Origin of the sequence: Pseudomonas sp. 29, assembly GCF_002754355.1 — a bacterium.
In the GTDB taxonomy this organism is placed as follows: Bacteria; Pseudomonadota; Gammaproteobacteria; order Pseudomonadales; family Pseudomonadaceae; genus Aquipseudomonas; species Aquipseudomonas neuropathica.
This window is the reverse complement of the sequence record NZ_PEEY01000001.1, coordinates 5,667,470-5,689,716: the sequence shown is the minus strand read 5'-3', so window position 1 is coordinate 5,689,716 and position 22,247 is coordinate 5,667,470. Positions and strand designations below refer to the sequence as shown.

Annotated in this window: 21 protein-coding genes; 6 read left to right on the top strand and 15 right to left on the bottom strand. The window is 57.4% G+C overall.

What is annotated here, in order from left to right; genetic code table 11:
- Window positions 1-50: 50 nt before the first annotated feature.
- From CLU80_RS26505 to CLU80_RS26460, 9 genes are all read right to left on the bottom strand, one after another.
- A complete protein-coding gene (locus CLU80_RS26505) occupies window positions 51-1,160 on the bottom strand; it encodes a substrate-binding domain-containing protein (RefSeq protein WP_099758879.1) in 1,110 nt (369 codons plus the stop codon).
- A 472-nt stretch (window positions 1,161-1,632) separates the two neighbouring features.
- Window positions 1,633-2,844: a type II secretion system inner membrane protein GspF gene (gene gspF / locus CLU80_RS26495; RefSeq protein ID WP_099758878.1), complete on the bottom strand. Its 1,212-nt coding sequence runs from the start codon at window positions 2,842-2,844 to the stop codon at window positions 1,633-1,635.
- Window positions 2,844-4,250: a type II secretion system ATPase GspE gene (gspE, locus tag CLU80_RS26490; RefSeq protein ID WP_099758877.1), complete on the bottom strand. Its 1,407-nt coding sequence runs from the start codon at window positions 4,248-4,250 to the stop codon at window positions 2,844-2,846. Before gspE ends, gspF begins: the two co-directional genes overlap by 1 nt.
- A complete protein-coding gene (gspD, locus tag CLU80_RS26485; RefSeq protein ID WP_099758876.1) occupies window positions 4,247-6,631 on the bottom strand; it encodes a type II secretion system secretin GspD in 2,385 nt (794 codons plus the stop codon). The genes gspE and gspD overlap by 4 nt, the downstream gene beginning before the upstream one ends.
- Window positions 6,628-7,173, bottom strand: a complete 546-nt coding sequence (gene gspM, locus CLU80_RS26480) for a type II secretion system protein GspM (protein ID WP_099758875.1) — start codon at window positions 7,171-7,173, stop codon at window positions 6,628-6,630. Before gspM ends, gspD begins: the two co-directional genes overlap by 4 nt.
- Window positions 7,166-8,344, bottom strand: a complete 1,179-nt coding sequence (gspL, locus tag CLU80_RS26475) for a type II secretion system protein GspL (RefSeq protein ID WP_099758874.1) — start codon at window positions 8,342-8,344, stop codon at window positions 7,166-7,168. The genes gspM and gspL overlap by 8 nt, the downstream gene beginning before the upstream one ends.
- Complete coding sequence (gspK, locus tag CLU80_RS26470) at window positions 8,341-9,300, bottom strand: type II secretion system minor pseudopilin GspK (RefSeq protein ID WP_099758873.1); 960 nt, start codon at window positions 9,298-9,300, stop codon at window positions 8,341-8,343. Before gspK ends, gspL begins: the two co-directional genes overlap by 4 nt.
- Window positions 9,301-9,308: 8 nt before the next feature.
- Window positions 9,309-9,767 carry a type II secretion system major pseudopilin GspG gene (gene gspG / locus CLU80_RS26465; protein ID WP_016985716.1) on the bottom strand — a complete coding sequence of 153 codons (459 nt, stop codon included), beginning with the start codon at window positions 9,765-9,767 and terminating at the stop codon, window positions 9,309-9,311.
- A gap of 142 nt (window positions 9,768-9,909) precedes the next feature.
- The gene (locus CLU80_RS26460; protein WP_147307392.1) at window positions 9,910-10,827 is read right to left on the bottom strand and encodes a hypothetical protein; all 918 of its coding nucleotides are present in this window, start codon (window positions 10,825-10,827) and stop codon (window positions 9,910-9,912) included.
- 253 nt (window positions 10,828-11,080) lie between these two features.
- Here CLU80_RS26460 and gspI point away from each other — a divergent pair, with 253 nt between their 5' ends.
- Entirely contained in the window at window positions 11,081-11,467 is a 387-nt protein-coding gene (gene gspI, locus CLU80_RS26455; RefSeq protein ID WP_099758871.1) for a type II secretion system minor pseudopilin GspI, read from the top strand.
- Between the two features lie 318 nt (window positions 11,468-11,785).
- Here gspI and CLU80_RS26450 read toward each other — a convergent pair whose 3' ends face one another.
- On the bottom strand, window positions 11,786-12,244 hold the full coding sequence (locus tag CLU80_RS26450) for a winged helix-turn-helix transcriptional regulator (RefSeq protein ID WP_099758870.1): 459 nt from the start codon (window positions 12,242-12,244) through the stop codon (window positions 11,786-11,788).
- 96 nt (window positions 12,245-12,340) lie between these two features.
- On the opposite strand from CLU80_RS26450, the gene CLU80_RS26445 reads away from it, so the two are divergent.
- Window positions 12,341-13,282, top strand: a complete 942-nt coding sequence (locus tag CLU80_RS26445) for an aromatic alcohol reductase (RefSeq protein ID WP_099758869.1) — start codon at window positions 12,341-12,343, stop codon at window positions 13,280-13,282.
- A 176-nt stretch (window positions 13,283-13,458) separates the two neighbouring features.
- Here CLU80_RS26445 and CLU80_RS26440 read toward each other — a convergent pair whose 3' ends face one another.
- Window positions 13,459-13,818 carry a DUF6124 family protein gene (locus CLU80_RS26440; RefSeq protein WP_099758868.1) on the bottom strand — a complete coding sequence of 120 codons (360 nt, stop codon included), beginning with the start codon at window positions 13,816-13,818 and terminating at the stop codon, window positions 13,459-13,461.
- A gap of 654 nt (window positions 13,819-14,472) precedes the next feature.
- Between CLU80_RS26440 and CLU80_RS26435 the strand changes: the two genes are divergently transcribed.
- Window positions 14,473-16,203 (top strand): DUF6119 family protein, encoded by a 1,731-nt coding sequence (locus tag CLU80_RS26435; protein ID WP_099758867.1) that lies wholly within the window; start codon window positions 14,473-14,475, stop codon window positions 16,201-16,203.
- Between the two features lie 51 nt (window positions 16,204-16,254).
- Window positions 16,255-17,376, top strand: a complete 1,122-nt coding sequence (locus tag CLU80_RS26430) for a hypothetical protein (protein ID WP_099758866.1) — start codon at window positions 16,255-16,257, stop codon at window positions 17,374-17,376.
- 211 nt (window positions 17,377-17,587) lie between these two features.
- On the opposite strand, the gene CLU80_RS26425 is transcribed toward CLU80_RS26430, so the two are convergent.
- Window positions 17,588-18,019, bottom strand: a complete 432-nt coding sequence (locus tag CLU80_RS26425; RefSeq protein ID WP_099758865.1) for a type II secretion system protein N — start codon at window positions 18,017-18,019, stop codon at window positions 17,588-17,590.
- 120 nt (window positions 18,020-18,139) lie between these two features.
- Between CLU80_RS26425 and gspH the strand changes: the two genes are divergently transcribed.
- Both gspH and CLU80_RS26415 read left to right on the top strand, forming a co-directional pair.
- The gene (gene gspH, locus CLU80_RS26420; protein ID WP_038369315.1) at window positions 18,140-18,586 is read left to right on the top strand and encodes a type II secretion system minor pseudopilin GspH; all 447 of its coding nucleotides are present in this window, start codon (window positions 18,140-18,142) and stop codon (window positions 18,584-18,586) included.
- Window positions 18,583-19,191, top strand: coding sequence for a type II secretion system protein GspJ (locus CLU80_RS26415; RefSeq protein ID WP_099758864.1), 609 nt, complete (start codon window positions 18,583-18,585; stop codon window positions 19,189-19,191). Before gspH ends, CLU80_RS26415 begins: the two co-directional genes overlap by 4 nt.
- Before the next feature lie 841 nt (window positions 19,192-20,032).
- On the opposite strand, the gene CLU80_RS26410 is transcribed toward CLU80_RS26415, so the two are convergent.
- From CLU80_RS26410 to CLU80_RS26400, 3 genes are read right to left on the bottom strand one after another with little or no spacing between them, the layout of a single operon-like run.
- A complete protein-coding gene (locus CLU80_RS26410; RefSeq protein ID WP_099758863.1) occupies window positions 20,033-20,971 on the bottom strand; it encodes a FecR family protein in 939 nt (312 codons plus the stop codon).
- Window positions 20,972-21,002: 31 nt separating this feature from the next.
- A complete protein-coding gene (locus CLU80_RS26405; RefSeq protein ID WP_007913935.1) occupies window positions 21,003-21,554 on the bottom strand; it encodes an RNA polymerase sigma factor in 552 nt (183 codons plus the stop codon).
- Window positions 21,551-22,216: a secretin and TonB N-terminal domain-containing protein gene (locus tag CLU80_RS26400; RefSeq protein WP_099758862.1), complete on the bottom strand. Its 666-nt coding sequence runs from the start codon at window positions 22,214-22,216 to the stop codon at window positions 21,551-21,553. The genes CLU80_RS26405 and CLU80_RS26400 overlap by 4 nt, the downstream gene beginning before the upstream one ends.
- Window positions 22,217-22,247 lie beyond the last annotated feature (31 nt).

Sequence of the window (22,247 nt, the reverse complement as noted above, 5' to 3'; positions counted from 1 at the left end):
ATGGCAACCCCGAGGGGCTGCCATTCGTGTTGCGGTGTGAATCGGGCGCCTTACAAAGGACGACCGATGGTGTTGCAGACGCTGGTGTTGTTGATGTTCAGGTTGTAACCGGTAGCGTTGGAAACGAAGGTCTCATACACCTTGGTTTTCCAGGCCGATGGCACAGTCACGAAACCGTGGTTCTTGACGGCCAGGTCGTTGGTGGTGGTGTTGTAGTGAGTGGTCAGGAACGCCTTCACGTCGTTGGCCACGGCTGCATCCTTGTAGCACTGACCGACGATGAGGTTGGTGTAGGCAGCCAGTTTGTAACCGATGGCCGGGTTAGCCACCACTGGCGACCAGCGAGTCGGGTCAGCGGCCAGAGCAGCGGTCGCCGGTGGAGTTACCGAAGCCAGTGCCAGGGCAACGTTGGCCGAGGTTGGCTGTACGTTGTTGATGCGCGAAACCAGGGCGTTGCTGGTGGCGTCCACGCCGTCCGGACCGACATAACCGAGCGAACCATCAACGGCTGCAACGGTAGGCGCCACGTCAGCAGTGCCAGCGACGCCGACCCAGTTCGACGGCAGGGTCGAACCGGCTGGACGGGCGTTGACGAACGTCGAGTTGGTGGTGAACTTGGTTGGGCACACAGCGTTCAGGTGACGGGTGAGGATTTCCGAAGTGCCGCTGGAAACGTTGCGATAAACGATGCGGATGGGCGTGGTGTCAGCAGTGCCCAGCAGGCCGCCCCAAGTGGTCACGGTGCCCGAGAAGGCGTCGCACAGTTGCGCGCTGGTCAGGTTCAGAGCCGTCTGACCGGATTTTTTGTAAGGGATGGCAACCGAAGTGGCCACCGACGGCAGTTGGATCAGCGGACCGTACGAAGCACCGAAAGCGCTGTTGTAGGTGCTGATGTCCGAAGCGCTGAGTACCGAGTCGCTACCGGCGAAGTGCACGGTGCCGGTGGCGCCAAAGCCAGTGGCAACGTTGGTCAGGAACGCCGTTTTACCAGCGCCGCTACCTACAGCGGCGTAGGAGAAGTTGGCTGGCAGGATGCTGTCGGCAGAGCCTTTGTACAGAGCGGCAGGCAGCGTTGCACCACCACCGGTAACGGCCATGGCTTGAGCGGAAGCCAGAGCGGCGACGGTCAGGGAAGCTGCGATCAGAGTGCGCTTGAACATGAAGAATCTCCTTTTCAACTAGGTTTGGGAACACAGGTTTTCGGGTGACTTGCATGACACTGGGAGGACTCACCGGGGCCCTCGCTAGCGTTGGCCTTGGTTAAGTCGCACTGAGAAATTCGCAGTTTCCGGTGACAGATAAAGGAAAAAACCTCGGGAGCTGAGAGCTGTTTCCGAAGGGATTTTCTCGGGTGTTTGTCGGCTGCTGCGCAGTGTCTGGATCGGGGGTTTGGCAGAATCGGGCTGGAGGCGGTAGCGGGTGGTTGCAGATGACAGAAAGGAGAACCCGAGGATGGCGGAATCGAGGGTCGGGTGATGCCAATGGTTTGGAAAAAAATCTGGATTATTTATTACCCTGACTGGCCCCTTCGCGAGCAAGCTCGCTCCCACATTTGAAATGCGTTCCCCCTGTGGGAGCGAGCTTGCTCGCGAAGGGGCCAGCCCAGCCACCACCATGACATCAGATACACGGCTACTGGACCAGTTGATTGATCTCAATGATCGGCAACAACACCGCCATCACAATCACCAGCACCACCCCGCCCATCACCACAATCATCAGCGGCTCCAGCAGCGCGGTCATGCCCATTGCCCGGCGTTCGATATCACGGGACAACGTCTGCGCAGCGCGCTCAAGCATTGGTGGCAGCGATCCGGTTTTCTCACCGCTGGCGATCAGATGAATCAGCACTGGCGGGAATACGTTCTCCACCCGTAATGCAGCGGCAAGGTTGACCCCTTCGCGCACCTTCGCCGTGGCCTCAGTGACACTCAAACTCAAGCGGTCGTTGGACAAGGTCTGCCGCGCCGCCTCCAGCGCACGCAAGAGCGGCACCCCGGCGCCGCCGAGAATCGCCAGCGTCGAGGCGAAACGTGCGGTGTTCAGGCCAAGGATAAAACGCCCGAATAACGGAAACTTGAGCACCCGATGATGCCAACTCAAACGCGCCGCCGGATTGCGTAGATACAGGCGCCAGCTCCAAAACGCGCCGGCCATGATCGCTGCGCACAGCCAGCCCCAACTGCGGATGAAATCACTGGCGTTGAGCATCGCCAAGGTCAGCCCCGGCAAGTCCTGCCGCGCTTGAGAAAACGCACTCACCACCTGCGGCACCACGTAACTGAGCAGGAAAATCACAATGCCGATCGACACCAGCCCGACCACACCGGGATAGATAAACGCGGTGAGAATCTTGCCGCGCAGGTTGTTGCGTTCTTCGATGTAGTCGGCCAGCCGCTCCATGACCTGCGCCAGATCACCGGACTCCTCACCCGCCGCAATCAACGCGCGATAGATCTCGGGAAAATCCCGTGGCCGCGCCGCCAGCGATTCCGCCAGACGCATGCCACTGCGCACATCCGCACGCACGGCGCTGAGGGTGTGGGCGATGTGCTTTTTCTCGGCCTGCTCGACCGTGGCACTCAGCGCTGCCTCCAATGGCAGACTCGCGCCCAACAGACTCGCCAGTTGCCGCGTGGCCCAGGCCAGATCGTTGTCCGAGAGTTTGGCGCTGAACAATCCACCACCGCCGTGCTGGGCAACGTTGCTTTCCTTGTGCACCGACAACGCGGTCAAACCGCGCCCGCGTAAAACGCTGAACGCCGCGCCTTGGCTGTCGGCCTCAAGGTGCCCGGACTCAATCTTGCCGGTCGCGTCGGCGGCTTCAAAACGATAGCGATTCATCAGGCGTCCCGTGTCACACGGAGGATTTCTTCAGGCGCGGTGGCGCCGCTGCGGATCCAGCGCTCACCGTCCTCACGCAGACTGAACATCCCGGCCTTGGCGGCTGATGCGCGCAAGGCCTGCTCGCCTGCCCCTTGGTGGATCAGGGTACGGATGTCGTCGTCGATGCAGAACAATTCGTGGATGCCGGTGCGGCCGCTGTAACCGGTTTGATTGCACGCTGCACAGCCGACCGGGCGCCAAGTGCCGGGTGTCGCCGGGTCTTCCTGCTTGCACTGATTGCACAGCCGCCTCACCAGTCGCTGCGCCAAAACCCCAAGCATTGAAGACGCCAGCAGAAACGGTTCGACGCCCATGTCGATCAAGCGGTTGACCGCCGACACCGCGTCGTTGGTGTGCAAGGTTGCCAGCACCAAGTGACCGGTCAACGAAGCCTGCACGGCGATTTGTGCGGTTTCGAGATCGCGGATTTCGCCGATCATGATGATGTCCGGGTCCTGGCGCAGGATCGCCCGCAGTGCCAGGGCAAAGGTCATGTCGATCTTGGCGTTGACCTGAATCTGGCTGATGCCCGGCAGGTCGTACTCCACCGGGTCTTCAACAGTAAGGATGTTGCTGGTGCTCGCATCGAGCCGGGCCAGTGCGGCGTAGAGGCTGGTGGTCTTGCCGCTGCCGGTCGGGCCGGTGACCAGCACGATGCCGTGGGGCTGGCGGATCAGGTGATCGAGTTTGGCCAGCACCTGCGCGTCCATGCCCAGCGTTTCCAGATGCAAGCGCCCGGCCTGTTTGTCGAGCAGACGCATGACCACCCTTTCGCCATGCCCGGTCGGCACCGTTGAAACGCGAATATCGATCGGCCGCCCGGCCACGCGCAAAGCAATGCGACCGTCCTGCGGCAGGCGTTTTTCGGCGATGTCGAGCTGGGCCATGATCTTGATCCGCGACACCAGTGCGCCATGTAAAGCCTTGCGCGGCGAGACCACGTCACGCAGCGTGCCGTCGACGCGATAGCGCACCACTGAATGGGTTTCGAACGGTTCGATGTGAATGTCGCTGGCCTCGTCGCGCGCCGCTTGGGTGAGCAAGGCGTTGATCATGCGAATCACCGGCGCGCCGTCCTGGGTGTCGAGCAGGTCGGTGATTTCCGGCATGTCCTGCATCAGGCGATCGAGGTCGACTTCGTTTTCCGCCGCACCGACCACAGCGGCGGCACTGCCGGTGTCGGCATAGGCAGCGGCGAGCAAGCCGTCGAGTTCGTCATCGCGCACGCGTTGTATGGTGGTCGCGCCGAATTGGCGCCGCGCTTCGCTGATCGACCAGCCCGGCGTTGACGGACACACCGTCAGCACGCCATCGCACAACAGAATCCGCTGCGCCTTGGCCCAGGCGTAAGGCAAGAGACTCACAGACGCGGGCCTCCCTCAATCGGCACGGCTTTGATGGTCGCACGGGGGCCCGAAGCCGGAACCGAACTTGGAACCCCCTGCGCCGCCGTCGGCAACTGCGGCGCCTGCATGTCTGGCATCGCCCAGCTGCGCTCCGGCTGCAAACCACCTTGTGCGCGGCGCATGAAGTCATAGCGATTGAGGGTGATGCTGCGCCCCGCTTCGCTGTCGCGGATGATGTACGGGCGCAAAAACACCATCAGGTTGGTCTTGGTGATCGCTCGGCGTTCGTTGCGAAACAGCGCGCCGATGCCCGGCAGGCTGCCCAGCCATGGCACCGCGTCGTTACTCTGGCTGTAGCCGTCCTGCAGCAACCCGCCGAGCACCATAATCTGGCCGTCATCGAGCAGAATGCTGGTATCGATCGCCCGTTTGTTGGTGACAATCCCCGCCGAATTGGCACTGGCCGAAGCCCGCTCATCAATGCTGCTGACTTCCTGATAGATATCAAGCTTGACCGTACCGCCCTCGGAAATCTGCGGGCGCACATTGAGCTTCAAACCGACCTCTTCACGGGTCACGGTCTGGAACGGGTTATTACTGGTACCGCCACCGCCAGTCACGTAACTGCCACTGACAAACGGAATGGTCTGACCCACAAAAATACTCGCCGCTTCGTTGTCGAGGGTCAGCAGGTTCGGCGTCGACAACACGTTGGTGCCGCCCTTGCTCTTCAACGCCCGGGCCAGCACTTTCAGGTCGAGAATCTTGCCGATCCCGGGAATGTCGACGGTGCCGTTGACGTAGCCCAGGTTCAAGCCTTGCGGCAGCACATCGATGCTGGTCTTGCCGTTGACGTTGATCCCCGAACCACCCAGATTGGCCCCGCCGATCACGCCGTTGCCGCCGAGATTGCCGGTCTGCCATTGCACACCAAATTCGCTGGCATCGTCCTCGCCGACTTCGACGATCAGGCTTTCGATCACCACTTGTGCGCGGCGTTGGTCGAGCAAGTCGATGACTTCACGCAGGTTGCGATACAACGGCTCCGGCGCGGAAATCAGCAAAGTGTTGGTGGTGGCGTCAGCCTGAATGGTCACGCCGCCGGCACTGAAGGCGACGTTCTGATCGCTGTTCTGCGTACCGCCGCTGCCGGTTGTGCTGCCACTGCTGCCCTGCGCGTAACTGCCGCCCGTGCTGCCGCTGCTGTTAGTCGATGTAGTGCCGCTGGTTTGCGTGCCGCTCTGGCCATTCTGCCCAGCGCTGCCGCCGGTACTTGCGCCCATGGCACTGAGCACCGAACGCGCACTGTCGCTGGTGCCGCTGTCGCTCTCGCCGGTGAGCAAACCGCGCAAGGCCTGCGCCAGTTTTGCCGCTTGCGCATTACGCAGATAAACCACATGCAAATTGCTCGGATTGCTCTGCGCGTTGTCGAGTTTGTAGATCAGGTTGCGCGCCAGCTCGGTACGCTCCGGGCTGCCGGCGCGAATGATGATGGTGTTGGAACGCGGGTCACCGATCACCGCGATTTTCTGCGTCGGATCGTTGCCCGGCGCATCGAGCAAATCCGCGACCATCGGCGCGATGTCAGCGGCGATGCCGTTCTGGATCTGCACCACATCGGTGTCGATCGCACTCGGCGAATCAATGCTCGCGATCAACTGCGCAACGCGGGTCAGGTTCTCGGCGTAATCGGTGATGACGATGGTGTTATTGCCCGGATAGGCGTTGATCGGATTGTTCGGCGAAACGATCGGCCGCAGCACCGGAATCAGGTTGACTGCGTTCTCGTATTGCAGACGAAACGTGCGCGTGAGCATGCCGTTGCCCGCCGGTTTGTCGGCACTGTAAATCGGCCCGCCAAGCAGCTTCGCATCAGCCTCCGGCACCACCTGCGCCACACCGCCAACATCGACCACACTGAAACCCTGCATGCGCAACGCCGCCAGCAACATATCGTAAGCCTGCCGCGCCGGCACTTGTCCCTCAGAGACCAAGGTCAGTGTGCCCTTCACCCGAGGGTCGACCAAAAACTGCTGACCAGTCGACCGCGACAACGCCCGCACCACCGCTTGAATATCGGCGTCGACAAAATTCAGCGTCACCGGTTGATCACCCAAAGGATTGCTCGGCAAGGCAATGCCCGACGCCGCTGCTCCGCTGCGCGCACTCTTGGTGATGTTGTGTAATTGCTTCGGCACGGGTCGCGCCTGAGCCTGCGCGCGCTCGCGATCGAGCACCGCGTCGCCGCTGCGCTGGGTTTTGGCCAGCGGCCGACCGAGCTCACTGTCGACCAGCAATGGCGGCTGGTTTTGCGTTGTGCTGGTGTTGCTGCACGCGCTCAACGCCATCAGCAACATCGGCAACGCCAGACGTGCCGGTTTGGATCCTGACCCCTTCATGAAGCTTCCTTAGCGCCCAGCGCCTGATCCATGCGAACGGTGCCTGACAAAGTGCCGGCGGTGACTTCGGTCGAGGGGTTGTCTGCGCGTTGCAAACGGGCCTCGACCACTTGCAGAGAAAGTTGTGCCGGGTTGCTCAACAGCCAGTCGAGCACGGCGTCGGCCGGCGCCGCGTCGAAGGTCAACTGCCAAGCGCCCTGTGCCTCCTGTAGTTGGTAATGCCCCGCCAAGCCACTGGCCTGCAGGGTCTGCTCCAGCGACTGCGCCACGCTTTGCCCGGTGGGACGCACGCTGACTTCGCGCAGCAATACTTCCAACGCTTCGGTCTGGGCGCGCAGCTTTGGCGTCTCGGCTTCCCAATAAGCAATTTTCTTCAGCGGTGGCTGGATCAGCGCAACCCACAACAGCAGGCCGACCAGCGCAACGGCCATGCCGGCGACCATGCGTTTTTCACGCAAGGCCAACGGCTGCCAACGGGCCTGCAACTGGGCGTTAAAGCGTTGCCACTTGGCGCGATAGAGCGCGAGCGAGGCCTTATTCATCTTCTTCTGCTCCGCCGCTGTCGTCGCTTTCACTTGAGGTGGCTTCAGTGGCCGGACGCAAGGTCCAGCCCTCGTCGTCTGCCGTCACGCTGATACCGGCCTGGGCCAAGGTGCTTTGCCACTCCTGATCATTGCCGCCGCGACGGGCTTCACTCAGCAGACTCAGTTGCAAGACGCCATCGACAAACGCCAACCGCTCGACACTGCCGGCCATCGAAGGCATGCCGCTGCCGGCCTGCAACACCAGACGATTGAAGGTCTGCGCCGGATCATCCGCCGCGCCCTTCTGCCGCGCCGCCAGTTGCTGACGGGCCTGTTGCAACGGGTTGAGGATCACCGGCAACTCGGGGAACGCCTGCTTTACCCGCAGGTTCATCTGGGTTTTCAGTTGCTGGCCCTGCCCGGCTTCGCGGGCGGCATACAGGTTCAAACCGATCACCCAAATGGCCACGGCCAACGCTGACAGGGCGATCGCCCTGCCCCAGCCGTGATGCTCGGTGTTTTGCGTTTGCACGGCGCCATGCAGACCCCAACCGGGCAACGGCCCAGTCCAACGCTGCGCATCGCTCATCGGCAATTCAGCGCCCGGCGGCGGTTGCTCACCGATCCAATGCAACGTGCTGCCCGGTTCCCACATAACACCGTCGAAACCGTCATCGAACAACGGCTGCACCCGCGCCGCTTGCACGCTATCACGCAGCAACAAATGCCCGTCCTGCACGCAAGCGACGGTGCCGGGCAACACCGGCAAACAGTACGGCGCCGGGTAGAGACCACGCAGGTTCAACCCAGCGCTTTTCAGCAACTGGCCAAAACCTAATAACTGTTGTCGAGGCGCCCAAGCGATCTGCACCTGGCCGGCCTCATCCCGCGAGCTGTGCGCGATGTGCATCTCGCTGCTATCCCCAAGCATCAAGGCCTGCGCCGCACACTGCACCGCCGCGACAATCTTGTTGGCGGGCAACGGCGGTAAATCGAGACTCGCCAACAGGCTGTCAACCGGATGCAGAAAACACAGCAGCGACGGTAGTTTCGACTGCTGACTCAACTGGCTCAGACTGAGGCGTTCTTCCCGCGTGACCTGTCCCTGACGATCCAGCCAAGCGCAGAGCAATTGACTGTGCAGATCCAGCTCCGCCAAGGGCGGCAACGCCACTTTCAACTGGCTCATACGCCCACCCGCGACCAGATCACCTGCGGCAAGCGGTCCTCGCTGCGATGCAACAACGCCTCAAGACTGACCCGCCGCTGATCGCGCCGCGCCTCACCGCGCAGGCGAAACCAGTCACTGGTGATGCCGACCTTGACGCTGGTCAGCTCCAGTTGCGGCATGCGCAGGCGATTAACGAAATCGCCACGGTTGATAAACCAGCGCCCGGCATCGCGCTCGGCGATCAGCGCATTGGCACGCTCCAGCGACAGCCCCGGCACGTAAGCGGCTAAAACCGGCGCCGTGGCAGTGTTGCCATTGAGCCAAGTGGTTGCGGGGATCACCGTCAGGTACGGCGCCAGTTTGCCGATCACCGCCTCATTCACGCCGTCGACACTGCGCAAATCATCAATGCTGCGCAGCATCGGCATTGTCGGATTCTGCGGTTTGTGTGAAGCGTTTGGCGAGGTGGCGCGGCCACTGTCGAGCCCGCTTTTCGGCGCCTCGGCAATCTGCGCATTCAGCAGTCGCGGGTACGAAGCAATCACCCGCTGACTGATGCGTTGACTCAACCCGGCACTGACCCCGATCAACTCACACAAGCGCTGAAACGCCGCCACCTGCGCCTCATCAACCCGCTCGTTGGCGACCAGGTTGCGCAAGTTGAACTTGCCCTGTTCATCCTCCAGCCTCCCTTCAAAACCTTGCGCGGAGAGACGCTGCGCCCACGGCTGATCAAGCCGGGTCAACGGATCGCGCTGACGTGCGTCCCAGAGCAATTGACGGCTGATCTCCAACCCACCCTGCACCAGCCAACGGCCCTGCACACGCTGCTGATCCGCCTCCAGCGCCCGGGTCGCCACGCTCTGACGCGTCAACATGCCCGCCGCAATCACCGCCACCACGGCCGCAATCAGCAACGCGCTGATAATCGCCATGCCCTGTTGCTTCGCCCCCTCAGGCGAGCGGCTGTTCATGGCCGGCCTTACAACTGCCAGGAACCGATATCGGCATTCACGCCATCGCCGTCCGGCTGACCGTCGGCACCGAGGGAAAAGATGTCGATCTCGCCATTCGCGCCGGGGTTGAGGTACTGATAAGGACGCCCCCACGGATCGTTCGGCAAGCGCTCCAGGTACGAGCGCCAATTGCTGTTCTTCGCATCCGCCGGCCGCTCAACCAACACCTTCAGGCCCTGGTTCATGCTCGGATAAGTGCCGTGATCGAGGCGATACAGCTTCAACGCCTGCATCAACCCACCAATATCCTGCTTCGCCGCCGTCGCCCGCGCCTGATCCGGCCGGTCGAGCACTTTAGGCACCACCATCGCCGCGAGAATCCCCAGAATGACCACGACCACCATGATCTCGATCAGGGTAAAACCCTGCTGCCCACGCGGCGCGCGCATCGGTTGCTGACGCGATTTGAAAGGTGCGATATCCATCTCGACATTCCCTGGCTTGATTCGATTCGACGCGCAGTGTTGCAAGAAGATATGTCAGTGATGTTGAAAATCCTCGGGTGAAACAGTCACGAAATAGAGATTCGAGCGGTGCCCCGGCGGGCACCGCCCAGTAGGCTGCTACTCACAGAGCCTTGGCGTAATCCGCCTTCGCAGGCTCAGTTGGCTGCCAACGTCCCACGACCTGCTCACCACTGAAAAACTGGAAGCTGGCGCTCCCTCCCTGCGTCGCCGGCATCGTCACGCGGATGATCGGGGCGACGATGCCACCGGATGCATAAAAATCCCGCTGGTTGTATTGCGCATCAGATAAGCCGCTACCCGTATAGAAAAAGGCCCACAGTGGCACGGTTCTGTGGATGTTCTGCGGCCAGATGCCGCTGACGATCTCGTTCCAGCCCTGAAACGAAGTGCCCCCCAGCAGCGCCATTGCCCGAATACCTTCGATATAGGCAGATGCCGAGTGATCACCCGAAGTGGTTTCGCGAACATTGAACCCGCATTGGGCATTGTTGGTGCGGTAGTTATTCAGCCACTGTTGGGCTGTGGTAATGCCTGACAAATGACAAGGGCGACTGGTCAGTGGCTGTGATGAAACGTTCCCGCAACCATTTTCCGTCCGCCCGTTCGTACTGGCATTCAGCGGGAAAACGCAGAAAACATCGATATCGATCTTGTCTGCCGGGCTGTCGAAAATCGGGTAGGTAAAATAGCCGTTGTTGTACAGAAACGTTCGGAATGTCGAATCGCGGCGCAACCAGGACCAGGACACGCCACCGCGGCTCACGGAGGTCGGGCTCGGATTCCAGACATGATATGCCGTCGATTTCACTGTCGCTCTACCCATGATGCCCGAACAAAGAAAGGCAGGACGTCGAGGTCCGCCACAATCGATACGGGTGTCGTTGTAAAGCGCCTGCAGTTTGGTCGCCGTGGCCGCACCGTCGATTGCGGCTTGCTGGATGTTGAATTCATCGGGCTGTTTGTATCGGGCGCTGCAGCCTGCCAACACGCACAAAAACACAACCATAAAAAGTCTCATCGGTTAAATCCTCACTACGATAGATTTCACCAGCGACCGACAGACTTCCAACTGGCAGGTATTGACCGGCCGTCCACAGCGTCACACCTCAATGGACTGGCAAGCCACATCCATCAAAACAGAGCCTCTAAACGTGTCGCTACTGTCAGATCTGACAGTAGCGACCAACGGTCCAAGGCCGCACGGGATCTTTGGTCAGCAATTGGTCACCTTGGTTGCTTACATTGCTGTTCTTTGTCTTTGAGATGACTTGATGCGTGTCAATCGCCGCGAGGCCGGTTTCACCCTGATTGAAGTGCTGGTGGCGCTGGCGATTATTGCCGTGGCGATGTCGGCGGCCGTGCGTGTGGCGGGGTTGATGACGCAGAGCAGTGGGGTTTTAAGGGATCGTTCGATTGCGCTACTGGCGGGACAAAGTCGTATGGCCGAGTTGCGGTTGGAGGGCCGATTGCCGCTGGGGATGAAGGCGATGGAATGTGATCAGGGGCGGTTGTTGTTGCGGTGTGAGCAAATGATTGGTGCGGCGCAGAATGGGCGCTTGCTCAAGGTTGGGATTCAGGTGTTTGACCGCAGTCAGCACGCGCCACCGTTGGCCCGGCTCGAGACCTTGCTGTCCCGAACGGAAAGCCCCTCACCCTAGCCCTCTCCCAAGGGAGAGGGAACCGATTCGGGGACATTCGAAAGCTACACCGACTTAAACGTCTTTCATTGAATCCAAAATGGCCAAGCTCACAAAGCCAAATCGAAGGTCTTTCATCAAAGCCATAACCGCCAAGGTCTTCCACCAAAGCCATAATCACCAAGGTCTTCCAGGTCGATGTACCCCGCAAGACACCTCGGTCGGCCCCCTCTCCCCCCGGGAGAGGGCTGGGGTGAGGGCTGCTTCTGCTCGCAAGCCCCCCAAACCCGGCAACAGACTGGCAACGTTCCAGGCAATGGCCTGAACCAAAGCAACCAATCAATCAGACCCATCCAAATCAACCAGCCCCACCACCGGAACCTGCCAAGCAGGCTTTCTCCCACTCTGACCATCAAACACCCGACGCGCCTCGCGAAAATCATCGACGTGCTCCACAACCCAAGTCCAAATCGGCGACATACGAACCAACAGCTCCATACCCAACGCCGTCAGCTCATACTCAACATGGGGCGGCACTTGATCCAACTCCCGCCGTAGCAACAGACCATCACGTTCCAGCGCCCGCAGCGTCTTGGTCAACATGCGCTGAGTCACGCCCGTCATTTGCCGTTTGATCTCGGCATGACGCATCGTGCCGTACACACCCAGGGCATGCAGGATACCCAGTGACCAGCGGCTACCGGCGTGAGCCAGGACTTCGCGCCGCACGCCATCATCGTCTCGTCTTAGCGTCTGGCAGATCGCTTCTGCCTGGCTAAGGGTTTCCTCATCGGTCATTTGTCCCCCTGGTATCACGCGTGTGCCTTCTTCTGAGCGCTGCGCAATCGTGCCAGCATCGCCAAATCATACAGACGACGGATCTCAGGAGACATCATGACCGCAGCGACCCACCCTTCCCCACAATCCATTCTCGTACTCGGCGCCGGCGAACTCGGCCTGCCGGTGCTGCGCAATCTTGCGCGGGTAGCCAAGCGCTCGCCCGGCAGTTCCATCAGCGTTCTGCTCAGAGAATCAACCATCAACACGCAAGCCCCCGAGAAAAAACTGGAAATCGATGAACTGCGCAGTCTGGGCATCGAGTTTGTCGCTGCAAATCTGGTTAACGACTCCATCGATCAACTGGCCGAAGTGTTCGCAGCATTCGACACCGTCATAGGCTGCGCCGGCATGGTCGCCGGCCGCGAAACGCCGATGAAACTGGCGACAGCCGCGCTCAGGTCCGGCGTGAAGCGCTACTTCCCCTGGCAGTTTGGCGTCGATTTCGAAGTGATTGGCCGGGGCAGCCCGCAGGATTTGTTCGATGCGCAACTCGACGTGCGCGAGTTGCTCCGCGCGCAGGATAAAACCGAGTGGGTGATCATCTCGACCGGCATGTTCACCAGCTTCCTGTTCGAGCCGGTATTTGAAGTCGTCGACTTTGAGAACGACGCCGTCAACGCTTTGGGCAGCCTGGAAACCAGCGTGACGCTCACGACACCGGAGGACATCGGCAAGCTGACAGCGGACATCGTTTTCTTCGAACCGCGCTTTCGCAATGAGATCGTCTACCTGTCTGGCGACACGGTGACGTATGGGCAGGTGGCGAGCCTGCTAGAACGTGTGCTGGGGCGGCCGTTCAAGCGTAACGTCTGGACGGTGCCGTACCTGATGCAGGAACTGGAAAAAGACCCCACTCACCACATCAAAAAATACCGCGCCGTATTTGCCCAAGGCAGAGGCGTGTCGTGGCCGAAAGCGGGGACGTTCAACGAGCGGCAGTCGATTCAGGTCACTACGGCTGAACAGTGGGCTCGGGATAACCTGGCAGTCAATTGACGCAAAGAAAGCCCCACAACCGCAGGTACAGAAACTCGTAGGTCTCTCGACATTGATCGCGGCTGAAGAACCAGCACACTCCCACCTTGGAACACACTCAAAAGTGGGAGCGAGCCTGCTCGCGAAAGCGCCAGAATGGACACCCGATCAATCACCAGGTGATCCCGACACCCGTATCACTCCGGCAACTGCAAATTATCCAACGCCCGATTCACCGCCAACTCCCCGAGCATGATCAACTGCGCAATCCCCGCCAGCGCTTGGCGCTGCGATGCCGGCAACAGGCTGGAGACGTTCTGGGCGATGGTTTTGGCCGAAGCGAGTGTTGCACTGGCATCGACCAGCAGTTCTTCGGTTTTGTTGTCCGCCGTCACGGCGTACATCCCACGGTTTTTACGTGGAGGCGGCGTGGAACCGGGTGGACAGAGGTAATGGTCGAGCGCGCGGTCGGCGGCTTCGTGGAGTTTTTTGGAATCGATGGATTCGTAGGGGGAAACCGAGGCGGTTTCGGGCGGGTTGGGTGTTGGTTTGATCATGGTGAAGCTCCAAATTTATACCTGGTGGAACCACCAACACCTGTCGCTAAACAAGTTAGGGTGGCAGCTGTGCGCGGGTTAGCGAACCGAGAGGTATAAGACCCGGCAGACCCGAAGGTCTCCCACGCACAGCCACCATATCGTCGTCGCAAAAGTCTGCGACAAACTGGAGCGTCGTTGTACTTATACCTGGTCAGGTCGCTAAACCCGGTCGCTGGGTTGCTAGCGACACGTAGACGATAAAGACCAGGTACAAAGCGCACAAGCCGGCGGATTCTGGCGTAGCTGTAGGCAAAGGCGCAAGGATATGTAGCCTGAGAGAGTGTCTGGAGATGTCTTTTTAAACATTGGCGTTTATCGAGACGTCATTCCCATCACGTATCTCTAAATCGGTCCGTCCCCTTATCTCTGCCTTACCCCTAGCAAAATGCTCAACAACCTCGCCACCCTTCTAGACACTGCTGCCAGAAGATTGCCTATCGGGTGCTCGATCTTTTCCAGCGTCTGGTATAGGCCAGAGCGCACGCTGGAACTAGGAGTCAGTTCCCTGCCAGCAGATTTTCGTTTTATCCAAAAAGCCAAGGGTGATTCATTGACATAAGCACTAATGCTGCTTAGCTATTGAATGATGCGTGACTAATCCAAGGGAAAGCCATGACCGACCAGGGAATTGAAATCGCACAAATATCATTTTTTCTCGCAAGAGAAGATAAAAAAATCGGCTCCATATTTGATCAAAAAAAAGATGTTTTAAAGAACTTATCCGCAAGTGAATTTAGATTCACAGTTAATGAGACAGATTGTCATTTTATATACTTTGAAACCACAAGCACAAAATCAAATCCGCCATGGCTAAACTTTATTAATGAAAAACTCCCTTTGAACGATGCGCCACTCTTCAGTTCAAAAAACAAGAATCCAAATGGAATCTTATTTTTAACAATCAATGGCAGAGTATTTGCGGCAACCTTTGGACGGAGTGCCGTAAGCTATCTTGATCGCGATGCCTTTGAGCCGGACTTCGGAATAAAAACAGCCATGAACATGTGTGGCAACGAAGAAATACGCCAGACAAAAAGTGAAAGCCACGCAATTACACCAACACATATTGATAGGCAGGTAAATAAACCGGCTGACTCTTTCGCTTTTGGTCTTAGCGAAGCGGAAGACCTGCGTTACATTTCAGCCCACATGAAAGACCATAAAAATATAACCCTTCAAGGTCGAAACAACTTAACAATAAAAATTATTGGAAAAGAGAAACTTAACTGGCAGATATTGATCGACTATTGCGAAGATTTTTTAGTGGCTTACGCAAGCAAGGAGTACACCAAGCTGTTTCCGAATTACAAGCATTTTGACGAGGCGACAGAGTCAGACAGTGATATTCTAAATGAGCATCTAGCCAATCAACTCCGCTTGAAAAACACGAGCAATATCAGCCTTGGAATACCAGAAGTACTAATTGACTCAGATTATGGATTCGCCTATTCAAACAACAAAAGATCCGGAGATAAAATTTATGCATATTTAGAAATTCGCCAAATATACGAACATATAAGTTCAGAAAAAATAACCACCACAAAGCTAAAATCAAAATATATTTATGCGTACTCATACGAAGAGGACCAAGTTCTTAGCTATAAGAAATGGCCACTATATAACTGCCTATCTTTTGAGCAAGCTCTAGGGGAGAAATACTTTGTATTAAGTGATGGGAAATGGCTGGAGGTAGATAGCGATTTCTACAGCGAAATAACCAACTTCACTAAAATCACGCTCCACGAAGAGGCTTGCGAGGAGATTTATAGGGGGGTCGATATCAGCGACGATGAAAAAATGCAGAATAGAGAGAGCATCTTTAACAAGACAATCTGCGAAATACGCCCCTCATGCGTTTTGTTTGACCAAGCAAAACTTCAAATCGGTTCTGGTCGCAAAGACAAAGAATTTTGTGACATTCTAGATCTCACGAATGACAATAAGATTAGGATCATTCATTGCAAACCATACAAAAATGCCTCTTCAACAAATTATTTATTCTCACAAGCCCAATTCTATTGCCATGCGTTCATTAACGATCAATCTTTCCTTGGAGAGATCAGGAATCATATAAATTTATCTACCAGCACAAAAAAAACAGAATATTTAGACTACATAAAACCCAACATAGCGGACATACATGGCAAAGACTATGTTGTTTGCCTATGGCTCCTGTGCGACCAACACGCAGCGACTCCGGTTAAAACTGAAATACCATTGATGGCTCAATATGAATTGAAACTGATGCACGAACACTTGCGAAACACATGCAAATTTCAGGATGTCATAATACGATTTATTCCCGTCATCAAGAAAAATTACATCAAGGCTATTTCCAATTGATAATTTGGAAACACTTTTCACATTACTTCACCATGATTCGAAGGGAGCGATATGGCTATTGACTTGGTAAAGATTGCTCAATCAATTTCGAAGACCGGTTTCAAGCTGGAGTATGAAATCGGAAAAACCTTGAGAAAAAACGGATGGCACCTGATTAGCAACCGTTGTTATATTGATGACCTTGAGGGAACGGTAAGGGAGATTGATCTGCTAGCCTATAAAGTTACCAACCTAAAAGACTTAAGCATTTACACCGTAATAATTATAAGCTGCAAAAAAAACGAAGCCAACTCATGGGCTCTTCTATCTCGCCCGGTGGACGAGAAAGATCCCAACTATAATTGGCGCCCTTTTAAAGGCTGGACTAACCATCCCGCGATACATCACTACATGTCAAAAATGACATGGTCTCCGTCTTATCACGAAAAACTATCAAAAGAATGCCCAGTGTTATTCTCCGCACCAAATGTAGACGTATTCGCCTTCCAAGAAATGAGCAAAGCAAATTCATCCCCTCAAAACGACAAAAATATATTTGCCTCAATTACATCACTCATGAAGGCACAGTCTTATGAGATGAGTATTTTGAAGGAACGCCAAAAAAACAAAAAACGAATTTATCAATTTAATCTAGCATCAATCATTGAGAGCGAGTTAGTGAGAGTCTTATTTCAAGATGATGGCATCTCAGCAGAATCAGTAAACGCCGAGGACTACCTTTGTCGATACATATTAAACCAAAAAGAGGAAGTAGCCAGAATTAAATTTATCACTGCGAACGCATTCCCAGACATCTTACAACAATATTCCATACTACACGCAAGCAATTGCGAATTCATTCAGGAAAGCTATGATAAATTTTATCGCGACGCATACAAGGACTGGTCAAAAACCCAAGTACTATTACCAGATTTTAACACCCTAGCTAAACCTGCCTTACGAATGGCTCTTTACCGACACACTCGTAAATTCTCCACAACTTCAGATCTTTCTTTAAGCTGGAGTGAAAAACAAGAAGCATTGTCAGTAGATATCGATGCGGACGACATTGATCTTGATATGGTTGCCAAATTAAACCAAGACAAACAGTTTAAAAAAGAGATAGCAACCGCCATGGCAAATGTTTTCCATTACGAAGGTGATTTCTCATTCGATATAGGAATTCCATTTTAAATAGTTTTGTATTTCTGCTTTAATTCATTACGAAACAGATGCCTTATATCAAGACAGCCATTCGGATGCCTATTACCCAATAATGACTTTAGTAGTCGGCATTTACAAAAATCAGGCAAGGATGCTCTTTTCCTGTTCTCTCTCTACTTCTCCTTATACTTAAACTCTTTCCCATATAAGTAGTAAAACAACCTAACTTCTACTCTACAATTCAGGGCCGAGTCAGCCTAGGCAAAACCACCCCCTCCGCCAACCTCTCCACCCCCAACCGCACCCTCTCCCCACCCCGCTCAATCACCACCCCATCCCCCTCCACCGCCACCAACTTCACCCCAGGCCCAACCTTCTCCCCCTGCAAAAAACTCCTCGGCGGCCCATCGTTCAGGCTCAGTATCGCCACCGCCCCCCGACTCCCCGCCATCACCCCGCTCACCTTGATATCCATCGGCGCCGTCTGATTGGAAAACCACTGCAACGCCGGGCTATCACTTCTTGCCGCCAGCAATTGCGGTGCCGCTGCCGGGGTGTGTGATTCGGCGGTGGTCAGCAGCAGCGACGACCACGTCGCTACGCCGACCAGCGCGGCGAGCAGTGCGAATGCCTGAACCATTTGGGGTGGGGTAAAGCGTGCGGTGAAGGTCATGGGTTGAATCTCCTTTTTATCCCTGCTGTCAGCCTACGCGGCAATTCTCTCCGTTTTATTTCACACGCCTTACATGTTGGCCGTGCACGATGGCGCAGGACGCAAAGGAGCGCGCGCGCGATGAACAGGCAAGAGGGTTTTACGCTGATCGAGTTGATGGTGGTGCTGGTGATCATCGGCATCGCCAGTGCGGCGATCAGCCTGAGTATCAAGCCCGATCCGTTGCAGTTGCTGCGCAAGGATGCCGAGCGTGTGGCGCAATTGCTGCAGGTGGCGCAGGCCGAGGCTCGCGCCGATGGTCGGCCGATTGTGTGGGTGAGTGATGCCAAGGGGTTTCGCTTTAGTCGGCGCAGTGACAGTGGCAAGGGGTTTGATCATTTCGCTCAGGATCCGCAGTTGCGGCCGCGTGCCTGGCAGAGTCCGAAAATGGAGGTGCGGGTGGAGCCGAAACAGAAGGTCGTGCTGAACGCTGAGTGGATCAATCCGCCGCTGCAATTGACGTTGTCGGATGGGTTGAATCGCTTGAGTGTGCTGCGTGATGGCAGTGGAAGGATCAGCCTGCAATGAAGCGCCAGCAAGGGTTTACGTTGATTGAGGTGATGGTCGCGATTTTGTTGATGGCGGTGGTGAGTTTGATTGCCTGGCGGGGGCTGGACAGTGTGACGCGGGCGGACAGTCATTTGCAGGCCAGCAGTGAGCAGAGTGACGGTTTGTTGCGGGCGTTGAATCAGTTGCAGCGGGATGTGGAGATGCGGGCGGGGATTGAGTTGACCGAGCCGAAGAAGGTTGGGGTGGATGATGAGCCGGTGACGGCGCCGGCCGCTCTGACTGTGCGCAGTAGCGACAGTAAGGGTTTTCGGCTGGATATTATTCGGACGGCGGCGGACCAGCCGGGGGCTTTGCAGCGGGTGCGGTGGTGGGTCAAGGGCGACACGTTGTATCGGGCGGTGGCTGAGGCGCGGAGTCGGTATCCGTTGCCGGCGCCTGGGAATGGGGTTGCTGTTTTGCAGGATGTGAGTGATGTGCAGGTGCGGGTTTGGGAGGTGGATAAGGGCTGGCGGCAGTTGAGTGGGAATCGGCGGGAGGATCCGTTGGGGTTGGAGATTCGGTTGAGTCGGGGGACGGCGCAGGGGGTGGAGAAGTATCGGCAGGTGATTGGGCCGTTGGAGTAGATCGCCGGCCAGGAATCAAATGTGGGAGGGGATTGCTCGCGGGCGTGGTGGGTCAGTCAACATGGTTGTTACTGATGGACCGCCTTCGCGAGCAGGCTCGCTCCCACAATTGGATTGGGGGTAGTCAGTTTGAGGTTGGTTGGCTGTCAGGACGTCTTCGCGAGCAAGCTCGCTCCCACAGTGGGATTGGGGGTGGGCAGTTGGGGATTGGTTGGCTGGTAGGTCGTCATCGCGAGCAGGCTCGCTCCCACAATTGGATTGGGGGTGGGCAGTTGGGGATTGGTTGGCTGGTAGGTCGTCATCGCGAGCAGGCTCAATTCTACAGTGGGATTGGGTGGAGTCAGTTGGGGATTGGTTGGATGTGAGGCCGTCTTCGCGAGCAAGCTCGCTCCCACAGTGGGATTGGGTGGAGTCAGTTGGGGATTGGTCGGCTGGCAGGCCGCCTTCGCGAGCAGGCTCGCTCCCACAGTTTTTAATCTGCGTACACCGCAGCGGCAAAGCCGCCCCACTCAACAGGATGAGCGTTAGCTCGGCTGCAGCTTTTGATCTTGATCCACGGGCGACGTCGGAAGGCTGAGTGGAGGGATTCATCCGGGGGTGGGAGCGCAGCGACCGTTTGGCGCAGCCAAATGCATCGAGAGGAGGTGCAGCGAAGCAAACCGTAGGCGATGCGCCCGGATGGATCCCGGAGCGAAGGAACCCCGAGCCCCAGCGAGCGGGCCGCACGTAGGAGCAAGCGTTTTTGGTTACTTTTGAGGCGTTTGTCAAAAGTGACCCGCCGTAAGGGCGGAACCCTAAGCAGCCATAACCGCAGCAACGGATATGTCCCCAATAAAACCCACTAACTCAAAACGACAACGCCGCCAGGCAGCTCAGTGCAGTTGACGCCATAAGCATCGCGAATCAGCAATGCAACGCCAGCAAGTTGATCAAGGCTAAAACGCGCCTGCACCCGCCGCTGCCCAAGCTCACGGTTGAGCAGCAACAACATCCCCGGCCGATACCGATTGATCTCATCAATCATCTGGCTCAGCGTAGCGCCGTTAAACACCAGCACCTGCTGACGCCAATTCATCACCGCCGCCGTGTCGACACTCTGCACACTGCCAACCTGCCGCGCGTCATAGGTCACCTGCTGCCCCGGTTCAAGACGCAGGCTACGACCCTCAACATCCACGTCAACCGCGCCATCAAGACAAGTCACACAGACTCGCTGATCAGTATTACGCAAGTTGAACCGCCCCTGACTCGCGCGCAACCACCCTCCCCCAGCCTGCATCGCCAACGGCAACCGCGCGGTCTGCACCTCAACCTCACCACTGACCAACTCAAAACCCTGCACACCCTCAGACACTGCACGCTGATTGATCCGCGTCTGAGTATTCAGCTCCAGGCTCACACCCTGCACAGGTTCAAAACGCCGCTGCTGGCCAACTTCAGTGATGTAGTCAGCGCCCAGCCCTTCAAAACCACCAGGAATCGTCCCGCGCACCAGCAAAAACGCCGCCGACGCAGCAATCGCCCCACCGAGAAAAGCACGTCGACCAAACCCGCGCGGCGCCTGCATCTGCTCCACGGCCGGTTGCAGTTGCTGCCACAAACGCTTGGCCTCTTCGAACGCGCGGGCATGCTCGGCACTCTGCGCGCACCATTCGCGCAAGGCGCGGGCATCGGCCACGGTGGCGCGGCCGGAGGTCAGCAGGACCAGCCAGTCGCGGGCTTCGCTGTGCAGATTGTCGGCCGCCGATGGCTCGGCAGGTGTCAGTCGAAAGATGTTCAAACGCGCAGATTCTCAACGAATTGATCGGGCACTATTCAGAAGACGGTTTTCCAGCCCCGCGACCGAACCGCTGAAACACTTTTCTTTCCAGTTTCGCAGCGCAGAAGCCCAACGCGGCTTTGATTTCCTTCTCGACCATGCGCGTGGAAATGCCGAAACGCTGCGAGATTTCCAGATGCGGCGCCTCTTCCAGACGCGCCGCGATAAAGATCTTCCGGCGCCGTGCGGGCAGCTCGTACAACGCACTGAGCAGTGACTGGATTTCCTTCTGCCCACCCACCACCCGCGCCGGATCGAGGGCTTCGTCGCCGATTTGCAGCAGCTCCTCGACTTCCTCGCCGGTGAGCAGGCGCGCATCGGCCTGGCGGCGGTCGGCGGCGATGTTCAGGGCCATGCGATAGAGGTAGGCATTGGGCCGCAGGACGTTCGGCGGCGTCTCCATGCGGTCGACGCGCAGGTAGGTTTCGTGCAGCACGTCGTTGGCCAGATCTTCCGAACCGAGACGCCTGCGCAGGCGCACCCGAAAGTCCTCGTAGGACGTCAGGAACAGTTGGACCATCGAACCCTGTCCGGTGTCTTTCATCCCCCGGAAACTCCTTCCCATTTGGTGCATTCCATGCGTTTTCCTGACGACTCCGGTAACAACAGCAACGTGACCGGCTGACGCAAGGCACTGGGCGTCGGCCGGTCGATTTTGAGGTTGCGAAAGCTTTCCACCAGCGCGTTGTCGCGCCGTACATCACCGGTCGAAGTGACCAACCGGTTGTGTTGCACCAAGCCGTCGCGGCCAACCCAAACCTGCAACACCGCGCGATAACTGCCCGGACGGGTCAGCGGCGAGCGGCACAGGTTGCGCTCGATCGCCGCTTGTACCGCTGTCGCGTAACTGCGGTTGACGGCGACGCTTTCCGGCGTCTGTTTTTGTGCCGGCGCCGGCACGTCTTCGACCTGCGCCACTTGCAACGTAAATGCATCGTCACGGGCATAACGCGCCATCAAACCACTGCCGCCGAGCAATCGACGCAGGGCATCGGCGGCGGTGAATTCACCGTCCACCGCCAGCGAGCGTCGACCGCGACTCAACTGACTGTCGACCAGCACCGCAACGCCGGTGGCGTGGCTGTACTGATCCAGCGCGCGGGCCAGATCCTGTGCCGGAATGTGCAGCGTCATGCGCAGATCCGCCGGCACCGCGTCGGCCATGGCGTAGCCCGCCGCACAGCCAAGCAGCCACCCCAGACACATCCGGCGCACAAGCCTCGTTGAACGCTGAAAA